The sequence below is a fragment of the Ancylobacter sp. genome, assembly GCF_965249975.1.
In the GTDB taxonomy this organism is placed as follows: domain Bacteria; phylum Pseudomonadota; class Alphaproteobacteria; order Rhizobiales; family Xanthobacteraceae; genus Ancylobacter.
Genome location: NZ_CBDFNE010000006.1, coordinates 75,364 through 96,215 on the forward strand (window position 1 = coordinate 75,364; position 20,852 = coordinate 96,215).

The 20,852-nt window shown below is 66.2% G+C and carries 29 protein-coding genes; 17 read left to right on the top strand and 12 right to left on the bottom strand.

Going from position 1 to position 20,852, the window contains the following annotated elements:
- Positions 1-2: 2 nt before the first annotated feature.
- From ACP2AH_RS08815 to ACP2AH_RS08850, 8 genes are all read right to left on the bottom strand, one after another.
- Positions 3-278: a hypothetical protein gene (locus tag ACP2AH_RS08815; protein ID WP_425105453.1), complete on the bottom strand. Its 276-nt coding sequence runs from the start codon at positions 276-278 to the stop codon at positions 3-5.
- Between the two features lie 290 nt (positions 279-568).
- Positions 569-856, bottom strand: coding sequence for a DUF2312 domain-containing protein (locus ACP2AH_RS08820; protein ID WP_425105537.1), 288 nt, complete (start codon positions 854-856; stop codon positions 569-571).
- Positions 857-1,121: 265 nt separating this feature from the next.
- On the bottom strand, positions 1,122-1,244 hold the full coding sequence (locus ACP2AH_RS08825; RefSeq protein WP_425105454.1) for a hypothetical protein: 123 nt from the start codon (positions 1,242-1,244) through the stop codon (positions 1,122-1,124).
- Positions 1,245-1,252: 8 nt separating this feature from the next.
- The gene (locus ACP2AH_RS08830) at positions 1,253-1,795 is read right to left on the bottom strand and encodes a hypothetical protein (protein WP_425105455.1); all 543 of its coding nucleotides are present in this window, start codon (positions 1,793-1,795) and stop codon (positions 1,253-1,255) included.
- Positions 1,792-2,070: a hypothetical protein gene (locus ACP2AH_RS08835; RefSeq protein WP_425105456.1), complete on the bottom strand. Its 279-nt coding sequence runs from the start codon at positions 2,068-2,070 to the stop codon at positions 1,792-1,794. The genes ACP2AH_RS08830 and ACP2AH_RS08835 overlap by 4 nt, the downstream gene beginning before the upstream one ends.
- A gap of 254 nt (positions 2,071-2,324) precedes the next feature.
- Positions 2,325-2,597 carry a hypothetical protein gene (locus tag ACP2AH_RS08840; protein ID WP_425105457.1) on the bottom strand — a complete coding sequence of 91 codons (273 nt, stop codon included), beginning with the start codon at positions 2,595-2,597 and terminating at the stop codon, positions 2,325-2,327.
- 157 nt (positions 2,598-2,754) lie between these two features.
- A complete protein-coding gene (locus ACP2AH_RS08845) occupies positions 2,755-3,477 on the bottom strand; it encodes a hypothetical protein (RefSeq protein ID WP_425105458.1) in 723 nt (240 codons plus the stop codon).
- Positions 3,478-3,568: 91 nt separating this feature from the next.
- Positions 3,569-3,904 (bottom strand): helix-turn-helix domain-containing protein, encoded by a 336-nt coding sequence (locus tag ACP2AH_RS08850; RefSeq protein WP_425105459.1) that lies wholly within the window; start codon positions 3,902-3,904, stop codon positions 3,569-3,571.
- Between ACP2AH_RS08850 and ACP2AH_RS08855 the strand changes: the two genes are divergently transcribed.
- Together ACP2AH_RS08855 and ACP2AH_RS08860 are read left to right on the top strand one after the other, a co-directional pair.
- On the top strand, positions 3,903-4,256 hold the full coding sequence (locus tag ACP2AH_RS08855; RefSeq protein WP_425105460.1) for a transcriptional regulator: 354 nt from the start codon (positions 3,903-3,905) through the stop codon (positions 4,254-4,256). The genes ACP2AH_RS08850 and ACP2AH_RS08855 overlap by 2 nt on opposite strands.
- The gene (locus ACP2AH_RS08860; RefSeq protein ID WP_425105461.1) at positions 4,253-4,540 is read left to right on the top strand and encodes a hypothetical protein; all 288 of its coding nucleotides are present in this window, start codon (positions 4,253-4,255) and stop codon (positions 4,538-4,540) included. Before ACP2AH_RS08855 ends, ACP2AH_RS08860 begins: the two co-directional genes overlap by 4 nt.
- Before the next feature lie 8 nt (positions 4,541-4,548).
- Here the strand turns inward: ACP2AH_RS08860 and ACP2AH_RS08865 are convergent, their stop codons facing one another.
- Positions 4,549-5,079, bottom strand: a complete 531-nt coding sequence (locus tag ACP2AH_RS08865) for a hypothetical protein (RefSeq protein ID WP_425105462.1) — start codon at positions 5,077-5,079, stop codon at positions 4,549-4,551.
- A 5-nt stretch (positions 5,080-5,084) separates the two neighbouring features.
- The gene (locus ACP2AH_RS08870; RefSeq protein WP_425105463.1) at positions 5,085-5,240 is read right to left on the bottom strand and encodes a hypothetical protein; all 156 of its coding nucleotides are present in this window, start codon (positions 5,238-5,240) and stop codon (positions 5,085-5,087) included.
- Positions 5,241-5,372: 132 nt separating this feature from the next.
- Between ACP2AH_RS08870 and ACP2AH_RS08875 the strand changes: the two genes are divergently transcribed.
- The 6 genes from ACP2AH_RS08875 to ACP2AH_RS08900 are packed head-to-tail and all read left to right on the top strand — an operon-like array spanning position 5,373 to position 10,082.
- A complete protein-coding gene (locus tag ACP2AH_RS08875) occupies positions 5,373-5,870 on the top strand; it encodes a hypothetical protein (protein WP_425105464.1) in 498 nt (165 codons plus the stop codon).
- Between the two features lie 2 nt (positions 5,871-5,872).
- The gene (locus ACP2AH_RS08880; RefSeq protein WP_425105465.1) at positions 5,873-6,421 is read left to right on the top strand and encodes a helix-turn-helix domain-containing protein; all 549 of its coding nucleotides are present in this window, start codon (positions 5,873-5,875) and stop codon (positions 6,419-6,421) included.
- Positions 6,414-7,805: a helix-turn-helix domain-containing protein gene (locus ACP2AH_RS08885; RefSeq protein ID WP_425105466.1), complete on the top strand. Its 1,392-nt coding sequence runs from the start codon at positions 6,414-6,416 to the stop codon at positions 7,803-7,805. The genes ACP2AH_RS08880 and ACP2AH_RS08885 overlap by 8 nt, the downstream gene beginning before the upstream one ends.
- Positions 7,805-8,146, top strand: coding sequence for an HNH endonuclease (locus ACP2AH_RS08890; protein WP_425105467.1), 342 nt, complete (start codon positions 7,805-7,807; stop codon positions 8,144-8,146). The genes ACP2AH_RS08885 and ACP2AH_RS08890 overlap by 1 nt, the downstream gene beginning before the upstream one ends.
- Positions 8,146-9,756: a DNA methyltransferase gene (locus ACP2AH_RS08895; RefSeq protein ID WP_425105468.1), complete on the top strand. Its 1,611-nt coding sequence runs from the start codon at positions 8,146-8,148 to the stop codon at positions 9,754-9,756. The genes ACP2AH_RS08890 and ACP2AH_RS08895 overlap by 1 nt, the downstream gene beginning before the upstream one ends.
- Entirely contained in the window at positions 9,753-10,082 is a 330-nt protein-coding gene (locus ACP2AH_RS08900) for a hypothetical protein (RefSeq protein WP_425105469.1), read from the top strand. Before ACP2AH_RS08895 ends, ACP2AH_RS08900 begins: the two co-directional genes overlap by 4 nt.
- 2 nt (positions 10,083-10,084) lie before the next feature.
- On the opposite strand, the gene ACP2AH_RS08905 is transcribed toward ACP2AH_RS08900, so the two are convergent.
- Positions 10,085-10,756: a hypothetical protein gene (locus ACP2AH_RS08905; protein ID WP_425105470.1), complete on the bottom strand. Its 672-nt coding sequence runs from the start codon at positions 10,754-10,756 to the stop codon at positions 10,085-10,087.
- Between the two features lie 47 nt (positions 10,757-10,803).
- Between ACP2AH_RS08905 and ACP2AH_RS08910 the strand changes: the two genes are divergently transcribed.
- Complete coding sequence (locus ACP2AH_RS08910; protein WP_425105471.1) at positions 10,804-11,550, top strand: hypothetical protein; 747 nt, start codon at positions 10,804-10,806, stop codon at positions 11,548-11,550.
- 56 nt (positions 11,551-11,606) lie between these two features.
- Here the strand turns inward: ACP2AH_RS08910 and ACP2AH_RS08915 are convergent, their stop codons facing one another.
- Positions 11,607-12,038, bottom strand: a complete 432-nt coding sequence (locus tag ACP2AH_RS08915) for a type II toxin-antitoxin system HicB family antitoxin (RefSeq protein WP_425105472.1) — start codon at positions 12,036-12,038, stop codon at positions 11,607-11,609.
- Between the two features lie 386 nt (positions 12,039-12,424).
- On the opposite strand from ACP2AH_RS08915, the gene ACP2AH_RS08920 reads away from it, so the two are divergent.
- From ACP2AH_RS08920 to ACP2AH_RS08955, 8 genes are all read left to right on the top strand, one after another.
- Positions 12,425-13,489: a helix-turn-helix domain-containing protein gene (locus ACP2AH_RS08920; RefSeq protein ID WP_425105473.1), complete on the top strand. Its 1,065-nt coding sequence runs from the start codon at positions 12,425-12,427 to the stop codon at positions 13,487-13,489.
- Positions 13,490-13,500: 11 nt separating this feature from the next.
- Positions 13,501-14,178, top strand: a complete 678-nt coding sequence (locus tag ACP2AH_RS08925; protein WP_425105474.1) for a hypothetical protein — start codon at positions 13,501-13,503, stop codon at positions 14,176-14,178.
- A 97-nt stretch (positions 14,179-14,275) separates the two neighbouring features.
- A complete protein-coding gene (locus ACP2AH_RS08930) occupies positions 14,276-14,689 on the top strand; it encodes an HNH endonuclease (RefSeq protein ID WP_425105475.1) in 414 nt (137 codons plus the stop codon).
- Between the two features lie 103 nt (positions 14,690-14,792).
- A complete protein-coding gene (locus ACP2AH_RS08935; RefSeq protein WP_425105476.1) occupies positions 14,793-15,389 on the top strand; it encodes a phage terminase small subunit P27 family in 597 nt (198 codons plus the stop codon).
- 9 nt (positions 15,390-15,398) lie between these two features.
- Positions 15,399-17,159: a terminase large subunit gene (locus tag ACP2AH_RS08940; protein ID WP_425105477.1), complete on the top strand. Its 1,761-nt coding sequence runs from the start codon at positions 15,399-15,401 to the stop codon at positions 17,157-17,159.
- 2 nt (positions 17,160-17,161) lie between these two features.
- Positions 17,162-18,487, top strand: coding sequence for a phage portal protein (locus tag ACP2AH_RS08945; protein WP_425105478.1), 1,326 nt, complete (start codon positions 17,162-17,164; stop codon positions 18,485-18,487).
- Positions 18,484-19,386 (top strand): S49 family peptidase, encoded by a 903-nt coding sequence (locus ACP2AH_RS08950; protein ID WP_425105479.1) that lies wholly within the window; start codon positions 18,484-18,486, stop codon positions 19,384-19,386. Before ACP2AH_RS08945 ends, ACP2AH_RS08950 begins: the two co-directional genes overlap by 4 nt.
- 100 nt (positions 19,387-19,486) lie before the next feature.
- Entirely contained in the window at positions 19,487-20,782 is a 1,296-nt protein-coding gene (locus ACP2AH_RS08955) for a phage major capsid protein (protein WP_425105480.1), read from the top strand.
- Positions 20,783-20,852 lie beyond the last annotated feature (70 nt).

Sequence of the window (20,852 nt, forward strand, 5' to 3'; positions counted from 1 at the left end):
GGTCAGGCTCCGGAGGAGGGGCGTGCCGCGTGCTGCGCGGCCATATGGGCGGCGTACGCCTTGCGGCATTCGTGTTCCGACGCCCATTTCGGGCGCGTCCAAAGGTTCAGGCGGGCGTGCGCCTCTTCGGTCAGCCCATCGCGAAACAGGCTTTCGGCCTCGCAGGCGAGATCGCATTCCAGCCCGCGTGCGCGGACGATCACGCTCTCGAAATCCTCACGGGTGGCGGTGCCGTTCTTCACAAGGCCCCGAAGCCGGTAAATGCTTTCAGTGACCATGACCGCCCCCATCGGAAGCGGCGACGAGCACCTGATGGACGACGCTGTCCGGCGCCGGCCGACCGTTCTGCATGAGGCCTGTTTCGCCGCAGCAGTCGCAGGGGCCGGGCATGCTGAAGTGCCCGCCGCCGCACCCTGCCGTGTAGGTCTGGCGATAAGTCCCTTGCCCCGCACAAACCGGGCAGACCTGGCCAATGAAGTCGCGGCGCAGCCGGGATAGCCCGCGCGCCAGCGCCGCCGCGTGCTCGGCCTCGTGGCCATAGGGGATGAGACAAGATCGACGCATTGCCTCACCCCTCCATCGTCTGGCCGAGAGGGGTGCGCTCGAACGGGATCATGCCCAGCGCCTGCATGTAGAGATCAACAATCGCCTCATGCTCGGCGCGCTGGTCGGCATCCTCTCTGCGCATGCGCAGGATGGCGCGCAGGGCCTTCACGTCGAAACCCGTGCCCTTGGCCTCGGCGAATACATCCTTGATGTCGTCGGCGATGGTCTTCTTTTCCTCCTCCAGCCGCTCGATGCGCTCGATGAAGGATTTCAGCTGTTCCTTCGCGAAGCCGGCGGCCGCGTCGGACAGGGGCGCATCGTCGGGCTGATCGTTCGGCCGTTCGGCCACCTGCTCCAGCGCCGCCGTGGTTTCAGTCGCCTTGGTGGATTTGCGCGGGCGGGGCGCTTCGCTGCCCCAGCGCTCGACGGGACCCTTTGCCATGCTCACCTCCCCGCGCTGGCGGCGAGCAGCAGGCCGGCGGCGCCGCTGAGGGCGATGCCCCACAGCGCCCATGCGAGGCGGGCGGATGGCGAGAGACGGCGCAGGCGGGCGAGCATGGGAGCCTCCTCCTCGCTCAGGACAGGATGCCGACCCAGACGAGGCCGACGGCGATGGAGCCGAAAAAGGCCGCGAAGGGCATGACCTCACGCAGAGCGAGGCCGATATCGCGGGCGGTGATGGGCGAGGGGGCGTGCATGGGGCGCCTCACTCGCAGCCGGGGCCGACGGCGCCGGGATCATCCGGCGAGACAAACCGCTTCCACGGAATCCAGCCGCCGGCCGGGCTGCCCTTCGGGCACCAGAAGCCCCATTCGCGCACACGCGGGCCGACGATGAAGAGGGTGATGGCCGGACGCGGCGCCATGGCGCGCGGCGACCATGTGAGCGCGAGCCGATGGGCGAAACGCGGGCCGCGCCAGACGATGGCGCCGGGTGTGAGGTGGCGGGTGCGCTGGTGCGCCGGTTCCGCCGCCAGTGCCGGGATGGGCGCATAGGTTTCGATCAGATCGCCCTGCAGCAGGATGGACAGCGAGGGCCATGGGTGATCGTGCAAAGCACGGTCATCATCATCCCGCTGGAAATCGTGCAGGTAGATGTTGAACCATCGATTGCGCGGGAAGAGCCACCAGCGGCGCATATAGGGGCGTTCCGCCCCACCGATAAGCATATCCGCCGGCCGGCGGGCCATGACGGCAAGCGCGGCGCGCAGCAGGCGCTGGCGGAGGCGGGCGGGGAGGTGCAGGGTCATTGCACCGCTCCATGCGCCCCGGCGCGCATCAGGTCCTTTGCATCGGCGGCGGCGCATCTGGCGCCTTCCGTGATGTCGTCGATGACCTCCTCGACAGAGCGCCCGGTGGCGACGCTCACCGTGCAGGCATAGGTGCCGAGCATGTACGCCATGGCGATGAGCATGGTCGAAATGGCGTGCTGCGCCGGCACCTCGCGGCGCTCCGTCTCGCCGCACAGCGCCTGAAAGCCGGCATTGGCGATGCCCTTAATTTCGGGAAAGGTCGGCGGCGACATGGCGCGCTCCGGCTCGATTGAAGGGGTGCCGCTCTCTCCGGCTGTCACGCCCAAGGTGTCGCGCTGTTGCTCGCCCATACTGACCACCGAGGCCGGCGCCGGCTTGCAGGGTTCTGGGCTCACGCTGAGGACAGGACGTTTTCTCGCTGCGGGGATGAAAGAGCCGGGGCGCGTGGGGGCTCAGGTATGAAACACGCGCCCCGGCGAGTGCCCGGCGGCAACGAGGAACCGCCGGGCGCGCCCTGGGAGGAGGCTTAGGAGAGATGGCGGGAGGCGCGGGCGCGGACGCGATCCAGCGCGTCCGGCAGCGCCTCGACCAGCGCAGGCTTGGACCAGCCAAGCGTCAGCAGGTCTTCCTCCTGCATGCTGCCCTGGCGGGCAATGATGCCCTCAATTTCGCGGGCGAGGCGCTCGACCGTGTCGCCATAGGCTTCGGCCCGCACGGCGGCGGACACGCGATCGCAAATGGCGCCGGCCTCATGGGGCGGCAGCGCGAGGGCGGACGTGGGCAGGAAGGGGCTGGGCATGGTGTGCTCCCATCAACGCAAGGGGTGATGGGGGCGAAGGTTGCATTAAACGCAACCAAGCGTCAATCGGAAAGTTGCACACAATGCAACAGACAGGACAAGGCATTTGCAACGGGCGGCCACACGTCTCGCCCTGCGGCTGCGAAATGCCGGCCTGTCAGCTTGATTGAGCTTTTTGCTTCACGTCGATCTGATGGGTATCGCCACCAATCACGACCGTGATGCGATACTGCTTGCCGGCCTCCGTTGCCGTCGGAGGGGCGAAATGTACCTGGCCGCCGATCCACTCGCCGGGCATGATCGTGTTGTCTTTCAGCACCTGATTTTCGAGCGCCGCGAGGCTCTGCTGGCCGCGCTCTATGACCGCTGATGTCATCGCCGCATTCTCATACGCCGCGTTGCTGCGAGCGATGGACGCGGCTGCGGGGCTGTAGCCGGAGGTGTAGATGGTTGATGCGCCGCTCGGCGTGTAAATGGTGGAGCGACTGTTATAATACCCCGCGTTGCTGGCCGAGATCGTATTCGCTGCCGATGACATGCCCGTAAGGATGATGGCGACGGCCTGCCGTGTCTGCTCTTCCTTCACGAGGTCTTCATAGGTGTAGACCTTCAGGTTCCCGGTGGGCTCGCCGTTCTCCATCTGCTCGACGGTGATATTCGACACCGACAACAGCGTCGGTGCCGCGCCGGCATTGTAGGCAGCCACGACGAAGACAGGGCGCGCCATGGGGTCCATTTCGCGCTTCGCCGGCCTGACCAAGACGATGGACGATGGCTTCTTGGAGACGATGGCCGGATTGCCATCCCGCACAATCGCTTCCTGGCCTGCCGAAGGCGTGAACTCCGCCTTTTCCGAGGTGACGCAACCGGCAACGGCCATCGCTGTGGCCGCCAAGCATAGAACGCGCATTCGTATTCCCCCAACCTAGGCGGGAATGCTCGCGCATCGGCGCCCGGGAGTCGAGGGCAATCTAGGCGTGCTTGCGGGGGAATGCGGCTTCCAGCGTCTGGATCATGCGACGCCGTTCTTCCTCGGTGCGCTCTGCGAAAAAGCGGGCCAGCCAATCCTCATCGGGGTGGCGGAACAGTGCTGCTGGCTCGTCAATATGGAAGGCGATGGTGAGGGCAGAAAGATAGCGCTCGCCGGGCACCGTACCGTCATTGAACCAGCGCGACACCAGGCCCTTATCGGCACCCGTGGCGCGCGCCACATCGGCCTGCGACATGCCGCGCCGTTCCGCCCACTCCCTGATGTAGTGGATGCGGGGCGGGGTCTTTCCGGTGTGAATCGCGTCGCGTTGCACCATGCGCAACATTGTGCAGGTGCGAGACGCCGTGTCGTTAAACCCGCATGCAACGCTTGGCTTGACGGAGGGTTGCACAAAATGCAACATTTCGACCATGATTACCGAGCCCCCACTCCGTCAGTATCGACTTGAAACCGACCAGAGCGCCGCTGCTTTGGCGCGGCTGATCGGCGTGAACCGCAGCACGTTCCTTCGGTGGGAAGACCGTCGCGTTCCCGCCGAGCGGGTGCTGGACGTGGAGCGCATCACCGGTGTGCCGCGCCATGCGCTGCGGCCCGACCTTTACCCGCCGCCCACTGTGCCGCCGGCGGCTTTCCCCGAAAATGCCAATCACGCGGAGGTGTTGGGATGAGCGCGTTCTGCGCCTTGCGCGCCGGCCAGATGGTCGAGTGCGTCGATGACGGCTGGGTTAGGGCGGGGCAGGCCGCCCCGCCTATCCCGCTGCCGGTTTCCGGCTGTGTCTACACCATTGCCGATCTCAAGCCGTTCGGCGGCGGGGTGTTCCTGCATCTGGAGCCCTTCGGCCCGGAAATCTGGTTTCTCTCCGCCCATTTCCGCCCCGTGCGGCCAACTTCCATCGAGCCCCTGCGCGCGCTGCTGGCGCCGCAGGGTGAGCGTGAACGGGAGATTGCCTGATGATCGGGTCAGTCAGAGACAGGCTTCGGGACGCGGATCCACTCGCCCGACCAATCATTGAACGGCAGGAGGTGGCGCAGCGCGCTGCGAACGAAGTCCACCTTGATGCGCATCGGCATATCAAGGGCATCGCCGGCATTATTGTACGCTATCGCGTCAAGCACGCGCATGGTAGGCGGCTCATCAGCATAGATGGTGACGAGGTCACCGCGCCAGCGACAGATGTCCTGCTCGGTGGCGGTACTGCTTTTCTCGATCTCGGCGACAACATCGTAGAAGCGCTTCTGCAAGAAAGCGTGTTCCTTGGCGCGTCCGCCGAAATCAAAGACAAGCTGAAATGCCCCAGCAATGGTTGCCGCAAGCGCAAACCATCGTACATCGAAAGTTGGTCCGAACAGGTCGGAGACAGCAGCCGCACCCGCAACGATGACAACAAGATTTATCATCCTGTTCATCGTCTCAAGGGCGCTGCGCCGGGCCGAGTGATACAGCGCGTTGCGGAGCGCATCGAACTTAACGTCCCTGACCTGGTCTTCCATCTCTCTCAGCCTTTCTTGCCGCCGCCTCCGCTTCCGCTGGAGGTCGTCGCGGGCCGGGGACCAAACCCCTTTGTGTTGCCCTGGACGCCGCGATTTCCGTCGCCGATCGGCTTCGGTTGTGGTTTCGGCTGCGGCGTCAGCTTCGTTTCTTTGTCGCTCATCTTTGTCTCCGTGCGCGTGTCTCGCGCGGGGATGAAGGGGACTGGGTCGGTTGCAGCGACCCAGTCCCACATTAGCACGGGGCGCGAGACGCAAAAGCGCCGGGCCGCCTCCCGTCCACTCAGGATTGCAGTATGAGCAAGCGCCTTCTCCCCGGGAGCGCGCATGACGCGCTCGACAAGATGTTCGACAGCATCGGCCGCTCGCACGGCTCCGCCGCTTCCGAGGGCGTGTATATCGCCGCCAGCCTGCTCGACGTTTCGCACTGGACGCTGCGGGCGCAGGCGAACCCGGACAAAAAGGGTTCCGAAGTCTCCTACGCCAAGGTGGTGCAACTGACACGCACCTTCGGCTGCACGGACGCGGCCGAGCACCTGGCGCTTTGCGCCGGCGGCGTGTTCCTGCCCATGCCGGCCGGCGAGGGCGCCTTCGCCGAGATGAGCGCCGACATGATGCGCGAGGTGGGCGAGGCGCTGGTGCAACTCGCCGCCAGCACCGCCCCGCATTCGGACGGCGGCACCGCGATGACCGCGCGCGAGGCGCAGCAGGCGCTGCCGCTGATGGCCGATGTGGTTGCCGTTGCCTCCCGGCTTTATGCCGAGGTGCGGGCGCGCGCCGCCGGGGAGAAGTGAGCATGGGCGCGAACGCAAAACGTGCCCGCTTCACCGCCAAGGGACGCAGCGAGGCGCTGGCGCGGCACATGGCCGGGCTGCGGCTGGACGGCGAGGCCGAGCGGAGGCTGGCCGCCACGGCCGGGGTGAGCCTGCGCGTGTGGCGGCGCGCCGCCTGCGCGCACCCGGTGGCGGCCGACGCGCATATGGCGATCTGCGCCGTGCTGTTTCTCGATCCCGTATGGCTCAAGGCTTCGACGGCACCCCGCCCGGCCGGGCCGGTGTGCTGGGCGACGCTGGGCGCCGGGGTGCGGGTGACGCGCGAGATGCGCGGGCATGGCGTGCGCGAGGCGGCGAAGGCGGCGGGTGTGAGCGCTGCCACGGTTTCCCGCTGCGAGAACGGGCGGGTGCTTTCCTTCGACGGGCTGGCGCGGCTGGCCGCTTATGTCGGCCCGCACCCACACGGCTACACCGTGGCTGGCGTAGGCCAGTCCACCGTGACCTCGCGCCCCGGCTCCACGGGAAACACCCACTGTAACAGCTTGAAATTGCAGGAGGCGGGCGATGCTTGACCGCACGGACGCGCCCGCGCCTGCGGGCGGCGGGCTTTTCGACCTCGACACCGACATGTGCCGCTGGCCGCTTTGGGCGTTCCATGAGCGGGCAGTCGACGGCGGGCGCTATTGCGGCGCCGGGGTGGTGGAGGGCGCCTATTGCCGCCACCACGCGACGCTGGCCTATGCCCCGCCGGACATGCGGCGGGCCAAGCCGCTTTCCCCCTTCGTTCTGCCGGGCGTGATGCCGCGCCCGGCGCCGAGACAGCTGGATGACCTCGGCTCCGTCCAAGACGGCTGTAAAATGTCGAGTGACGGGCAAAGCGGGCGGGAGGGGGCGCAGGCCGCTCCTCCCGCCTTGCCATCCGGATCTGGCGGGGGCGTGACCCTTGCCGACCCGCAGGCGCAGATGCTGCGCGAGGCGATGGCGCGGGCGCGGCGGGAAGGCCGGAACCGGCGCCATGCCGCTTTGCCCGATCCCGCACCACGGATGATCGACACGGCCCTGCCCAGCCGGGAGGAGGCGGCCATGCCCGCCACCCTGCCGGAGCCGGACGCCGTGGACACCGCGCTTGCCGGCATTGCCAGCGGGCCGAGCAATGAAGAGGCGCTGCATATGCTGCGCCTGCTGCTGCGCGACGCGTTGCCCGGCCGGGCGCTTTACCTCTACGGCCCGGCCGGTTGCGGCAAGAGCCTGATGCTGGCGGCGGCGCGTGCGGCGCTGCCGGTGGGGCATTTGCGGCTGCTGGACGATGCCCACGACGCGACGGAGGCGCGATGCCGCCAGATCACCGGGGGCGGGGTGCGCGGCTTTGCCGTGGGGCGGCTGGCACCGAGCGATTGCCGCGCCCGTGAGGCGCTGGCCGGCGCCGTGGTGGTGGCGATCGCCCCGCCTGACCCGGCGCTGTGCCGTGCCGCGCTGGAGGCGGAAGCAAGGCGGCTGGTGCGCGTGCTGGACGAGCCGGCGCTTGCCGCGTTTCTGGCGCTTGACCTGCCCTTGCCGGCGATGCTGGCGACGTTGCGCACGCTGGTGCTGGGTGGCGGTCCGGTGACGGCGGAAGCCATCGCCGCCCATGCGGCGCAGCTGATGCCGGCCAAGGTGCCGTCGCCCGTGCGGATCGACGATGTGCAGCGGGTGGTGTGCCGCCACTATGGCGTGACACGCGAGGATCTTCTGTCACAGCGCCGCACCGCCGCCGTGGTGAAGCCGCGCCAGATCGCGATGTATCTCGCCAAGGTGCTCACCCTACGCTCGCTTCCCGAGATCGGCCGACGCTTCGGCGGGCGCGACCACACGACCGTGCTGCACGCGGTGCTGAAACTGACGCGGCAGGTGGAAATCGACGCCGCGCTTGCGGCCGAGGTGGCGGGCCTCACCGCCGCGATACGGGAGGCGCGGTGATGGCGCCCTTTTCCTTCGACAGTCTGCCGCCCCGGCTGGCGGCCTTGACGGCGCTGGACCCCGGCAAGGGGCGCTGGGTGTGGCAGGGCGCCGACAGCGGCAGCGGGCGCGGCGGCGGCTATGGCCGCGTGAAATGGCAGGGCGTGACCCAGGCCGTGCACAAGGTGGTGTGGCACATCGCCGGTGGGCGGCCTCTGCGCAAGGGCGAGCAGCTGGACCATGAGTGCCGGGTGCGCCGCTGCTGCAACCCGACGCATCTGCGCCCGATGTTCCAGCCGCGCAACATGAAGCTGGCGCATGCCCGCCGCCGCGCGGACTTCTCGGCGGAGGCGGTGCGGTGATGGAGCCGGAAACCTTCCTCGACGGGCGCGTGACGCTGTTCTGCGGCGACAGCCGGCAGGCGCTGGACCACATTCCCGCCGGTAGCATCGACGCCTGCGTGTGCGATCCGCCCTATGCGCTCGTTTCCATCGGCAAGCGCTTCGGTAAGGCCGGGGCGGCGCCGGCGAGCGGCAATGACGCCTATGCCCGTGCCTCGGCCGGCTTCATGGGGCAGAGCTGGGACACGGGCGAGGTGGCCTTCTCTGCCGCGTTCTGGCGGAAGGTGTTCCGCGTGCTCAAGCCGGGCGGCCATGTCGTCGCGTTCGGCGGCACGCGCGCCTATCACCGGCTGGCTGTCGCCATCGAAGACGCGGGCTTCGAGATCCGCGACTCCATCGCCGAGGCGATGAGCCTTGACCCGATGGTGCGGGCCTTTGTTGCCAGCCTCGATGAGGCGCAACTCGATGCCTTCATGCGCCTGGCCGACCTGATCGGCTTCGAGGGGCTGCTCGCCTGGGTGTACGGCACCGGATTCCCGAAGAGCCATGACGTGAGCAAGGCGCTCGACAAGCGCAAGAATTGGAACGCACTTCCCAAGCTGCAAGGGGCTATTCGCACGGCGCGCGCCGCCCTCGGCATATCGCAGAACGAGGCGGCCCGGCGCATGGGGCTGATCGGCGACGGTGAAACGCTGGGCGGCGGCGGCTTCATGTGGTTCGAAACCGGCATGCGGGCGCCGACGCGCGAGCAGTGGCCACAGCTCAAAGCGGCACTGTCGCTAGGTGACGAGTTCGACGAATGTTTCGAGGAAGTTGAGCGCGAAGTCACCGGAACACATGTCGAGTGGACTGGCCGAACCAATTACGCAGTCACCTCGAAAGACGGACTCCGGCGTGACAAGCCTGCATCTGACGCCGCACGCGAATGGCAGGGCTGGGGCACGGCGCTCAAGCCGGCATGGGAGCCGATCGTGCTGGCGCGCAAGCCGCTGGTTGGCACAGTGGCAGAGAACGTGCTCGCGCACGGCACCGGCGCGCTGAATATCGACGGGTGCCGGGTGGATTTCGCTGGGGCTGCGGACGAAGCGGAAAGCAAGGGCAAAAACCAGCACGACGACTTCGGTAGCGCACCACGTCAGAACGTCGTGTATGGCCGCGATGAGCGAGCGCAGGCGAACTATAACCCACCCGGCCGGCATCCTGCGAACGTGATCCAATACGGCTCGCGCGAGGTGACAGCGGCATTCCCTTCCGATGGAGAACAGTCCGCCGCTCGGTTCTTCTATTCCGCCAAGGCCGATAGCGACGACCGGCTTGGCTCCAAGCACCCGACCGTGAAGCCTGTGGACCTGATGCAATGGCTGGTGCGGCTGGTGACGGCGCCGGGCGGAACGGTGCTTGATCCCTTTGCCGGCACCGGCACCACGGGCGAGGCGGCGTGGCGCGAGGGTTTTCGCGCTGTGCTGATCGAGCGGGAACCGCAGTTTCAGGCGGATATCCGCCGGCGGATGGATCTCGCCGCCGCCGGCCCGGGCACACGCCGCCGCGCCGCGCAGACCGAGCGCGCCAAGACCGCAAACGCGCCAGCCCTTGACGGGCTTTTCTCCAATCTGACGGGGCCTGCCGAATGACGCGCGAACTGCTTCCCGTGCGGCGCTTTGCCGAAAGCATGAGCTTCACGCTCGGCACGATCTTCTACACCGTCACGCTCGGTTACTACGATGACGGGCGCGTGGGCGAAGTGTTTGTCGGCGGGCCGAAGAGCGGCTCCGACGCCGAGACCAATGCCCGCGACGCGGCGGCGATCCTCTCCATTGCCATGCAGTACGGCGTGCCGCCCGCTGCCTTCGCGACAGCCGTGCAGCGCGACAGCGAAGGCGTGCCGCTGGGGCCTATCGGCGCCGTGGTGGACCATCTGGCCGCGACGGCGGCGCCCTCTAGCGGGGAGGGGACGTGATGCTACTCGGTAACAACCTCGCGCCAAGGAATGGGAGTGCCGTCGACGATGAGCTTTCCGTATTTGTTCATGGAAATGACATTCAGAGCGCTAACGCGATCGATATCATATCCCTCATTAAGCATCTTAATTCGACGAGAAATCGAGGCTTTTACTTCCCATACCATCGCGTCGATCACATCTCTGTCTCTTTCTCGGTCGGGATGCGAGACGGCGACGGCCGCGATAATTGTATTCGTGAAGAAGGTGAATGCTCTTCCCTCGCCGCTGAATATGGGGTCGAGTCTCATCAACGTAATGTCGTCACAGCGACGGAGCTCATCAACTTCGCTAATTGCCTTCCTTCGTTCAACGTCGTCATCAGGCTGCCGAATTTTCTGCTTGGCAAAATGGTATGCATACTCCAATTTTTCTACAGCTGTTGCGTAATTTCTCAAGCGATCAATCATCGAAGCGCGAAGAACGTTGTCGGAGGCGCGAATGGCGCCGGCATATGCCAGCCAGCCGCCAGCAAGGGCGACCAGCGCTCCAATAAAGCCCCCCAGATCGGTCAGCACCCGATAAGCGCCGTTCTGTCGCGCGGCCGCGATGACGGTTCCGTCGGCGAATATGAGGCCGACGGAGACAATACCAACCGCAAGAGTGGTGCCGATGAAGGCCGGGTGTCTGGGCATGTTGCGACGCTAATACTTTGCAACCCCTTGCGAACACGGGGCGCGTCATGATCGCACCATCGAGGATGGATATCCATCCCGCCCCCATGCGCGTGCTCATCGGCTGCGAGACCTCCGGCGTCGTGCGCCGGGCGTTCGCCGCCTTTGGGCACGATGTCTGGTCGGTTGACGTGCTGCCGGCGGAAGACGGCAGCAACCGCCATATCATCGGAGACGTGCGCGACTATCTCGCCGAGGGGTGGGATCTGCTCGCGGTGATGCACCCGCCCTGCACGCGGCTGTGCAATAGCGGGGTGCGCTGGCTCGACGAGCCGCCGACCAAGCTGAATCAGAATTACAGCGCCGTAGACATTGCCGCCTATGCCGCAATGGATCGCGATGCGCGGCTGGCCTTCATGTGGGCCAAGCTCGACGAGGGCGCGGCGCTGTTCTCCGACTGCTGGAACGCGCCGGTGGAACGGGTGTGTGTCGAAAACCCTGTCATGCACCGCCATGCGCGCGAGCGCATTCGCAACTGGGTGAAGCCGCAGACCGTGCAGCCCTGGTGGTTTGGCGATCCGGCTTTCAAAGCCACCGGGCTGTATCTGCGCGGGCTTCCGCCGTTGGTGCCGACCCGGAAACTGACGCCGCCGGCGCGCGGCACGCAGGAGCACAAGGCGTGGTCGCAGGTGCACCGCGCATCGCCCGGGCCTGACCGCTGGAAGGACCGCAGCCGCACCTATGAGGGGCTGGCGGCGGCGATGGCGGCGCAGTGGAGCACGGCCGCCGCGCGGCAGGTGGAGGCGGCGGAATGATTGGGCGAAGAATGAATGCAAAAGGGGCCGTGGATACGCTCCACGGCCCCCGCCGCTCACGCGGCTTTCTCGAAACCCACCACGATGCGCCCGCCAAGAGCGCGCGCGGCTTCGTCAAGCTGCTCCAGCTTGGTGCCGTGCCTCGGATCGAGGATGCGGCGGACCTCGCCTTCGCTGCGCCCCATGCGCGCGGCGAGGGCGGACTTGCTGATGCCCGCCGCCTTCCACGCTGCATAGACCGCCACCTTCGCCGCCAGCCGGGCCGGCACCGTGACCGGCACCTCTCCCGGCTGGAGGGGCGTGGGGGAGGGGATATCCGCCCCCTCTTCCATCAGGGAGAGGAGCGCGACCTCGATCGCGTCCTCTGCCTGCAATTGCGCGGCTTCGGGCGTGTCTCCCCAGGTGAGAACCTGCGGGATATCCCGGCAGCGCACGACGTGACCGAGCTCAGCGTCGGGCGTGAGCGTAACGGCGTATGTCATGGACATCGTGCATGCACCTTTCCCTTCTCAGTTTCGGATGGGGTGAGCCGGTTTCGACTTCTGCCCCGCCGCCTAGAAGGCGGCGGGGTCGATGCCAAGCTGAAGGCATACATATCTCCGGGGGCCTTTATCGGAGGAGTAGTCACCCTTTGGAGCCGTGGTCGACTTGTCGTTGACCTTGATCCAGTAGTGGCTTCCCTTCCCATGCCGGCGGTTGACTTCGAAGGTAAGGCCATTCTTGCGGCAATACTTGCGAAGCGCCCGGAGGAAGTCGTCCCTGTTCATCTCCCCATCTCCGTTTTCGATGGAGAGATATTCGCACATTTCTGTGCGGATGCCAAGAGGTTTCGTACAAAAATGTCCGACGCATTGCGGCCGGCGAGGAGGCGCGCATGAGCGTCGAGGCCATGGCTTGGGCGAAGCGGCAGCAGACGGGTTCCATGGGCGCGAAGAGCGTGCTGCGGGCGCTGGCCGACTATGCCGACGAGGATGGGTGCTGCTGGCCTTCCCGCCGGCAGATTGCCGACGACACCGAAATGGCGCCGGGCTCGGTTTCGCGCCATCTGGCGGCGCTGGAAGCCGCGCGGCTGATCGCCCGGGAGGAGCGGCTTCGCGACAACGGTTCGCGCTCCACCGACATGATCCGGCTGATGATGAAGGGGCAGGGGAACGGGGCCACCCCCTCCTCAAATTGGAGAGGCCCCCCTCCTCAAATTGAGGAGGCCCCCTCTTCAATTTCGGGGAGTGCCCCTCCTCAAATTGAGGAGGCCCATAACTATCATCCTAACCATCACTTGAAGGAAGAATCCCCCCAAGCCCCCCAGGGGGCCGGGGTGGGGATTTCAAATTCTGATGGGGAAGGGGAGCAGGGGGCGGCACCGGCGGCGCCGGACACCCAGGCCGATGCGCTGTGGGAAATGTTCGTTCCCGACCCGGCGGCGAGCAAGGCCAAGTTCCTGCGGGCATGGGCTCGCCTCTCGCCCGTCGACCGGGCGCAGGCGCTGGCGCTGGCCTCGCGCTTCCTCGACCACTGCCGGGCGGTGAAGCGCCGTATCTGCGACCCGGCAACCTACCTTTCCGAACGACGCTGGGAGCGCTTCGCCACGCTGCCGGCGACGGCGCCGGCCTCTGACGCGCCGGCCGCGCGGCCGGTTGAGGCGGACCCTGTGAGCCGGGCGGTGCAATGGGCGATGAGCGGGCGCACCGATGAGCGCTGGGTGTTCGTCGCGGCCGGCAGCGAACCGTGGCGGGCGTGGCAGGAGGCCTATGCCGCTGTCGGCTTCGGCAACCGCATGACCTGCGCCCGCATCCTGACGCGCATGCCGGACGGCACGCACCAGCGCCGGCTGGGGCGCAGCTTCCCGACGCTGTTCCCGCCCAAGCCGGGCGCCGGCCCGCCGGGCGAAGCAGCGACGAGCGACGACGACATGGCGGCATTTGTGGACGGCGGCGGGTGAGGAGAGGCGAGATGGCGCGACGGGGCAGGCCGAGGAAGTTGGGGAAGCGGAAACCGTGCGGCCGGCTGTCGGATTCGGAGCAGAAGCGCGTCGATGTGCGTGCCGTGGTTTTCGAGCAGCCGCATCGGCGCTGGCTGAAGGATGCCCATCGTCGCGACCAGCGGGCCGAAAGCGAGATCGGGCGGCTGCACCTGGCGGGCAAGATCAGCGAGGCCAAGTATTGGGCGGCTGACCGCTGGCGGTCCATCGTCATGCAGTTCCACATCGTGCTCGCTACGCCCATGCCTACAGGCACCGCCTTGGGCAGGGTCGTTTCGGCGGGTGTGGACGACGATGATGATGCGTGGAAGCGCGGGGAGTCCGGCAAGAATGAGAGGGCTGAGACTGAAGTGGAGATGCGCGCGCGCGTGCTCAGCCAGCTTGACGGGGCAAAGAAGGCGATTGGTCGTCTCGATGATGCGCCGCTCGTCTTCGCTGCAATGGAGCGGGTTATCATTCGTGACCTTCCCTGTTCGGAAAGAGACCTTATGCGGATTGAGCGTGGCCTCTCTCAACTGTGCCGACGGTGGAAGATGACCGATCCGAAGGCTGGCGATGACTTGCCTGTTAGAGTGGTAGGGAGCGATCAGGAGCGGGGTGTGTGGATGCACGACGAAAAAGAGGTGCGCATCGTCTATGCCGATGGTTGACGATCTCTGCTAACGGGCGTACCCGTACAAAAAACAGGATGAGCACATGTGCCCGGAGCGATATCGCTGCCGGGCATTGTCATTTCTGGAGCCTGCCATGCCCACGCGCCCGCCGATGTTCCGGCCGTCGCACGTGCGGGCTCCGCGCCTCACTCCGGCACAGGAATATGACAAGCGGCGGGGATCGGCGCGGGCTCGCGGCTATACCGCCGAGTGGGACCGAGCCGCAAAGGCCTATCTCGCCAGTCACCCGCTTTGTCTTGGATGCACGGCAGAGGGCCGGCTCACGCCTGCCACCTTGGTCGACCATGTCGAGCCGCATCGCGGCGACATGACGAAGTTCTGGGTGATGGAGATGTGGCAGCCCTCCTGCCGCTGGCATCACGACGTCGTCAAGAAGCACCTCGAAGCGCGGTTTGATCGAGGCGAGATTCGCCTTCGCGATCTGCATCTCGACAGTCCCGAGGCCGTCCGGGTCACGCGGGCTCTCCGGGTCGACGCCGAGGGGTAGGGGGGGGGCAAAAAGTCCAGAGCCTTGGGCCCCGGACCGCTTGGGCAAGGTCGCGTGTGTTGTCGCGAAATTGGCGGATTATTTTTTTCCGGGAGTGACTTAGATGCGGGGCAGAAAACCGGACGATGCCGGCCTGCAGGACGCGAAGGGGAATCCCGGACGGCGTCCCGCCAAGGCGACTACCACCCCGGTGAACCCGGGAGAGATCAAGCCGCCGCGCTGGTTGTCGAAGAGCCGGAAGGCGATGGATGTCTGGCGCGAATACGTGCCGCTTCTCGCCCGGCTCAATTTCGTCAACGCGCTCGATGCACAGCCGCTCGGCAGGTACTGCCGTTATGTCGTCGAGTGGATCGCCGCCGACGAGGCCATCCGGCGAGAGGGCACCTGGTACGACGCGACCGATACGAACGGCAACAAGACCAAGCGGCAGCATCCCGCCTTCAAGGCCATGCAGACGCTCGAAAAAGTGCTGTCGGACCTTGAGGCATCCTACGGAATGCGCGCCGACGCCCGGTTCAAGATCCTGCGCGACCAGTCGGCCGCGCTGGGAGGCTATGGCAGCCTTCCACTGTTTGGGGATCAGGCTCCGCAAGCTGCGCCCTCGTCGGTTCCGGACGATCCTGCTCCACCGGCGGACGTGGACCCGATCGGAGCTTTGGCCCGACTGGATTCGGCGCCGCCGGGCTCGCGTCCGAACTAGGCGCTGATCATGGATGATGCGGAGGCGGAAGTCCGCGCTGCCGCTCCGCCGCAATGCCCGGAACCGAAATGGCTTGCCGCGGTCGCAGAAGAGGAGGTCTACGCCTGGGCGCTCACGGCGTGGAGGCGCGCGCGGGAAGTGCCTGGCGCGTGGTTCGATGCCGTAAAGGCCGATGCAGCGGTGCGCATGTGGCCGCAGGTGTTCCGCCTCACCGAGGATCGGTTCGCCGGCAAGCCATTCCGGCTCAATCGCTGGCAGGAGATCATTGTCCGCCTGCTCGTCGGCTGGAAAGTGCCGGTCGAGGTGCTCGACGAAGAGACCGGGCTGCCCCGAATGGAGCACGTCCGCCTCTTCCGGCAGCTGATGCTATGGGTCCCGCGAAAGAACGGTAAGAGCGAATTCCTCTCGGCCCTCGCGCTGTTATTCTTCGTGCTCGATGGCGCCGTTGGTGGGCAAGGGTATGCCTTCGCCCGTGACGAGAAGCAGGGGAAAGTCGTCTTCGACAAGATGAAGGCGATGATAGCCCTCTCGCCTCCGATGGCCGGGCGTGTGACGCCGTTCAAAAAGAGCATCTGGATCCCGCAGATACGCTCAACGTTCGAACTGCTGTCCGGCAAACCGGAGGGAAAGCACGGGCGCTCGCCCACGGTTATTGCCGGCGACGAGATGCACGAGTGGATCAGCACGGAGCTTGCCGACACCCTCCGCCAGGGGACGGGCGCGCGGCTCCAGCCGATCGAGCTTTATGCGTCCACGGCCGGGGTGCGGGCCAACGATGTCGGCTACGGGCTGTGGGAAAAGAGCCTCGCCATTCTCGATGGCCGGATCGACGATCCGTCAACGCTCGTCGTGCTGTTTGCCGCCGGGAAGGATGATGACTGGACAGACGAGGCCGTGTGGCGCCGGGCGAATCCTTCGCTCGGTCTTTCGCCCACGATCGATTTCCTCCGGCGCGAGGCGAAGGCGGCAAAGGACAACCCGAGGGCCGAGGCTCACTTCAAGTGCTACCATCTGAACCAGTGGATCGATGCCGTCGTTCGATGGCTCGATCCAAAGGCGTGGGCACGGTGTGCGAAGGATGCCAAGGCCTGGAAGGTCTGGGGAAGTGACCGTTTCCTATTCCGGGGGCGGCGGTGCTTTGGCGCTTTCGACGTATCGTCGACCAAGGATGTGACCGCTCTCGTCTGGGCTTTCCCGCCCGATGACGATCACCCGGTCTGGCAGGTGCTCTGCGAATTCTGGGTGCCGGAAGACACGCTTGCGGCCAGGGTTAAGAACGATGGCCTGCCGTATGATCAATGGGCCGCTGCAGGTGCTCTGACGCCGACGCCCGGCAATGTCGTCGATCAGAACTACCTCAAGCGGGCGATCCTTGCGGGGATCGAGGAATTCGGCGTCGAGGCCATCGCATACGACCCGTGGAATTCGACCAAGCTGTTGACCGATCTTCAGGAAGAGGGGGCTGATGCGAACCTGTTCCGTGAGATGCGCCAGGGCATCCCGACGCTTGGGGAGCCGACCAAGCATTTTGAGAGATTGGTAATGGCGGGGGAGTTGGACCATGGCGGGCACCCCGTTCTTAAGTGGATGGCTGGAAATGCCGTGGTCCGGTTCGATGATAACCTGAACTATTGCGTGGCCAAGAAGAAGAGCCGCGAGAAGATCGACGGCATTGCTGCTGGCGTCATGGCAGTCGGGCTCGCGATGACGCAGGAGGTCGAAGGGCCTTCGGTCTACGAGGGGCGCGGCATTATCGAGATCGAGGTTTGACGATGGGCTATTTCGCCAACCTGATGGCGGCGGCCTTCGGCCAGTCCCAGCCGACAAGCGATCCGAACCACTGGCTTATCCGCGCCGTTGGCGGGAAGACCAATGCCGGTGTGAGCGTGACCGAGAGCACGGCCCTGCAGCTGCCGGTGGTCTATGCCTGCGTCAACCGCATCACCAATCCCATCGCCCGCTTCCCGGTCAAGATACTCAAGCGCAAGGCCGGCGGCGGCACCGAAGAGGCGACCGAGCACCCGCTTTACCGAACGCTGGGGCTGCGGCCGAACCCGTTCATGTCGTCGCGCACGCTGCGCAAGACCGTGCAGGCCCACGCCTTGCTCTGGGGTAACGGCTACATTGAGATCGAGCGAAACGGGAAGGGGCAGGCGGTCGGGCTGTGGCCGCTTCTGCCGTGGGCGACGGCGCCCGAGCGGCGCGATGATCGCCTGTTGTACCGCACGACGATCGGCGGCCAGCAGTTCCGTATAGACCAGGGCGATGTCCTGCACATCATGGACATCAGCCAGGACGGCTATGTCGGCCTGTCGCCGATCGCCATGGCACGCGAGGCGCTGGGTCTCGCAAAGGCTCTTGAGACCTTCGGTGCCAAGTTCTTCGCCAATGATGCGAAGAGCGGCGGTTTCCTGCTGCATCCTGGCAAGCTGTCCGGCCAGGCGCACCAAAACCTGCGGGGACCGAACGGCGAAAAGCGGGCAGACCCCGCCAATCCCGCCTCGCGGGTGGAGGCGCAGGGCGGGCTGGACAATGCTCATCGGGTGAAGGTGCTCGAAGAGGGCATGAAATACGTGCAGACGACCATCCCGCCGGAGGATGCGCAGTTCCTCGGCACCCGGCTGGCGCAGATCGCCGAGATCGCCCGCATGTACGACGTCCCGCTGATCCTGCTCCAGAGCCATGACGGCGTGCCGTCCTGGGGGGCCGGCATCGAGCAGCTGATGATTGGCTTCGTGCGGCAGACCATCGAGCCCTGGGTGGCGGCGTGGGAGCAGGAACTCGACTGGAAGCTCTTCACCGAAGAGGAACGCGAGCAGGGCTATTACGTCAAATTCAACATGAACGCGCTGCTACGCGGCGACATGGCCGCCCGTGCCGCCTTCTACAAAGCGCTGTTCGAGGTGGGCGCTCTCACGCCCGACCTAATCTGCGCCCTTGAGGATATGGAGCCCGCCGGCCCCGGCGGAGACGCGCGGTTCGTCTCGACGAACCTGCAATCGCTTGAAAACGCCCTCAACCCACCGGAGCCGCCCGCTCCACGCGTTCCGCCCCCGCAGCCGGCCACGCCGGCTGAACCCGAGCAGGTGCCCGCATGAAGTACGTCAACATTTTGATGGCGGTGGCCAGCGAGTATTGGGCGATCCAGTCGGAAAAGCTTGAGCAGATCGTCGCCTTCCTCGCCCTGCAGGCCGCCGGCGACAAGCTTTCAGCGGAGGAGATCGAAGCCCGGATCTCCCGGCAGACCCAGCGCGACGTCGCGCGGCGCGAAGGGACTGTTGCCGTGCTGCCGCTGCGCGGCGTCATTGCCAATCGCATGAGCCTGATGAGCGACATTTCCGGGGGCACCAGCACCGAGGGGTTCGGGCGTGCTTTCGACATGGCCATGGCTGACGATGCGGTGAAGGCCATCGTGCTCGACGTCGACACGCCGGGCGGTGTCGTCTCCGGAACCGACGAACTGGCGGCCAAGATCTTCGCCGCGCGCGGCGCCAAGCCCATTGTCGCGCACGTCAATTCGACGGCCGCGAGCGCCGGCTACTGGATCGCCTCGGCAGCGGATGAGATGGTGCTCAACCCGTCGGCCGAAGTCGGCTCCATCGGTGTGCTCGGCATCTATGAGGATGTGAGCGCCGCGCTGGAAAAGGCCGGCGTGCGAAAGACGATCATCTCGGCCGGCAAGTACAAAGCCGAGGGCTCGCCCTTCTCGCCGATGAGCGAAGAGGCGATTGCCCATCGTCAGGCTCGCGTCGATCACTATTACGATGTGTTCGTCCGCCGCGTCGCGTCCAACCGCAACGTCTCCCTTTCCGCGGTGCGGGAAGGGTTCGGCATGGGCCGCACGGTGACCGCTGCGGCGGCCGTCTCCGAAAAGATGGCCGACTCCATCGCGACGCTTGAAGAGACCTTGAACCGGTTCGGCGCCAGCGCCGCGCCGGCCGCTTCCCGCCGCCCTGTCGCGCGCGAAAGGCGCGCCCTGGCGCTGCTCGACCTCTAGCCCTCATCGGATATCCGCCCACCGGCGGTTTCGATCCACGCGCGCGCCGGGGCGTTGCGTGGGCTTTGTCATGCCCGGCGTCAGCATCTGGAGAACATTCATGCTGAAGGCATTGCGCGAAAAGCGCGCCAAGCTGGTCGCGGATATGCGCGCGATCCTCACCGGCGCCGAGAACGACAATGGTCGCGACCTGACGGCGGAGGAGACCGCCGCATTTGACGCGCTGGAGGCCGAGCTCGAAAAGATCAAGCCGCAGATCGAGCGCGCCGAGCGGCTGGAGCAGGAGGAGGCGAGCCTGTCCAGCATTCGCCCGGCGGCGGCCCGGCAGAACGGCATCATCCGCCCGCCCGGGCCGGAAGCGGCCCGCGAATTCGAGAGCTTCGGCCAGTTCATGCACGCCGTTCGGTTCAACCCGAACGATCAGCGGCTTAACTTCGTCGAGAGTGCCGGCGCCAATGCCGACGACCTCTCCGCCGAGATGCGCATGGACAGCAATGCGCAGGGCGGCTTCATGGTGCCGGCCCAGCTGCGCACGACGCTCCTGTCCGTCCCCGCGCAGGATGCGCTGGTGCGTCCCCGCGCCAACGTTATCGAGGCAGGCGATCCGCCCGACGCCGGCGTGACCTTCCCTGCGCTCGACCAGACCGGTGCCAACCCGGGCAACATGTATGGCGGCGTCGAGGTGAAGTGGATCGGTGAGGGCGACGAAAAGCCCGAAACCGACGCCAGGCTGCGCGAGATCACGCTCACGCCGCATGAGGTGGCCGGCTTCACCACGATCACCGACAAGCTGCTGCGTAACTGGCGCGCCTCCAGCACCTTTATCGAGAACCTGCTCCGCGGTGCCGTGACCGCTGCCGAGGATTATGCCTTCCAGCGCGGCAACGGCATCACCCAGCCGCTCGGTGCGCTGAATTCCGGCGCCACCTACTTCGTCAATCGCGCGGTGGCCAACCAGGTCTCCTACCGCGATCTGGTCGGCATGGTGGCGCGCCTGCTGATGCGCGGCGGCACCTCTCCGGTCTGGTCCATGCCGCAGTCGGCCCTGCCGCAGATCGCCCTGCTCAAGGACGACAACAATAATCTGATCTGGCAGGCCAATGCGCGCGAAGGATTCGCCGGCACTCTGCTGGGCTACCCGGTGCGCTGGAACAACCGGGCGCCGGGCCTCGGCTCCAAGGGCGATATCCTGCTCGCCGACTGGTCCTATTACCTCATCAAGGATGGCTCCGGCCCGTTCGTCGCGACCTCCGAGCACGTCAAGTTCACGTCGAACAAGACGGTGATCAAGATCTTCTGGAACGTCGACGGCGCTCCCTGGCTCACTGCTCCGATCAAGGAAGAGAACGGTTACCAGGTCTCGCCCTTCGTCGGCCTCGACGTCCCGGCCGGCTGACGCCGCCTCCTGCAGCCCCGCCGTCACGCCGGGCTGCTCCTGCCTCCCATCTCCTCCATTTCGAAAGGGT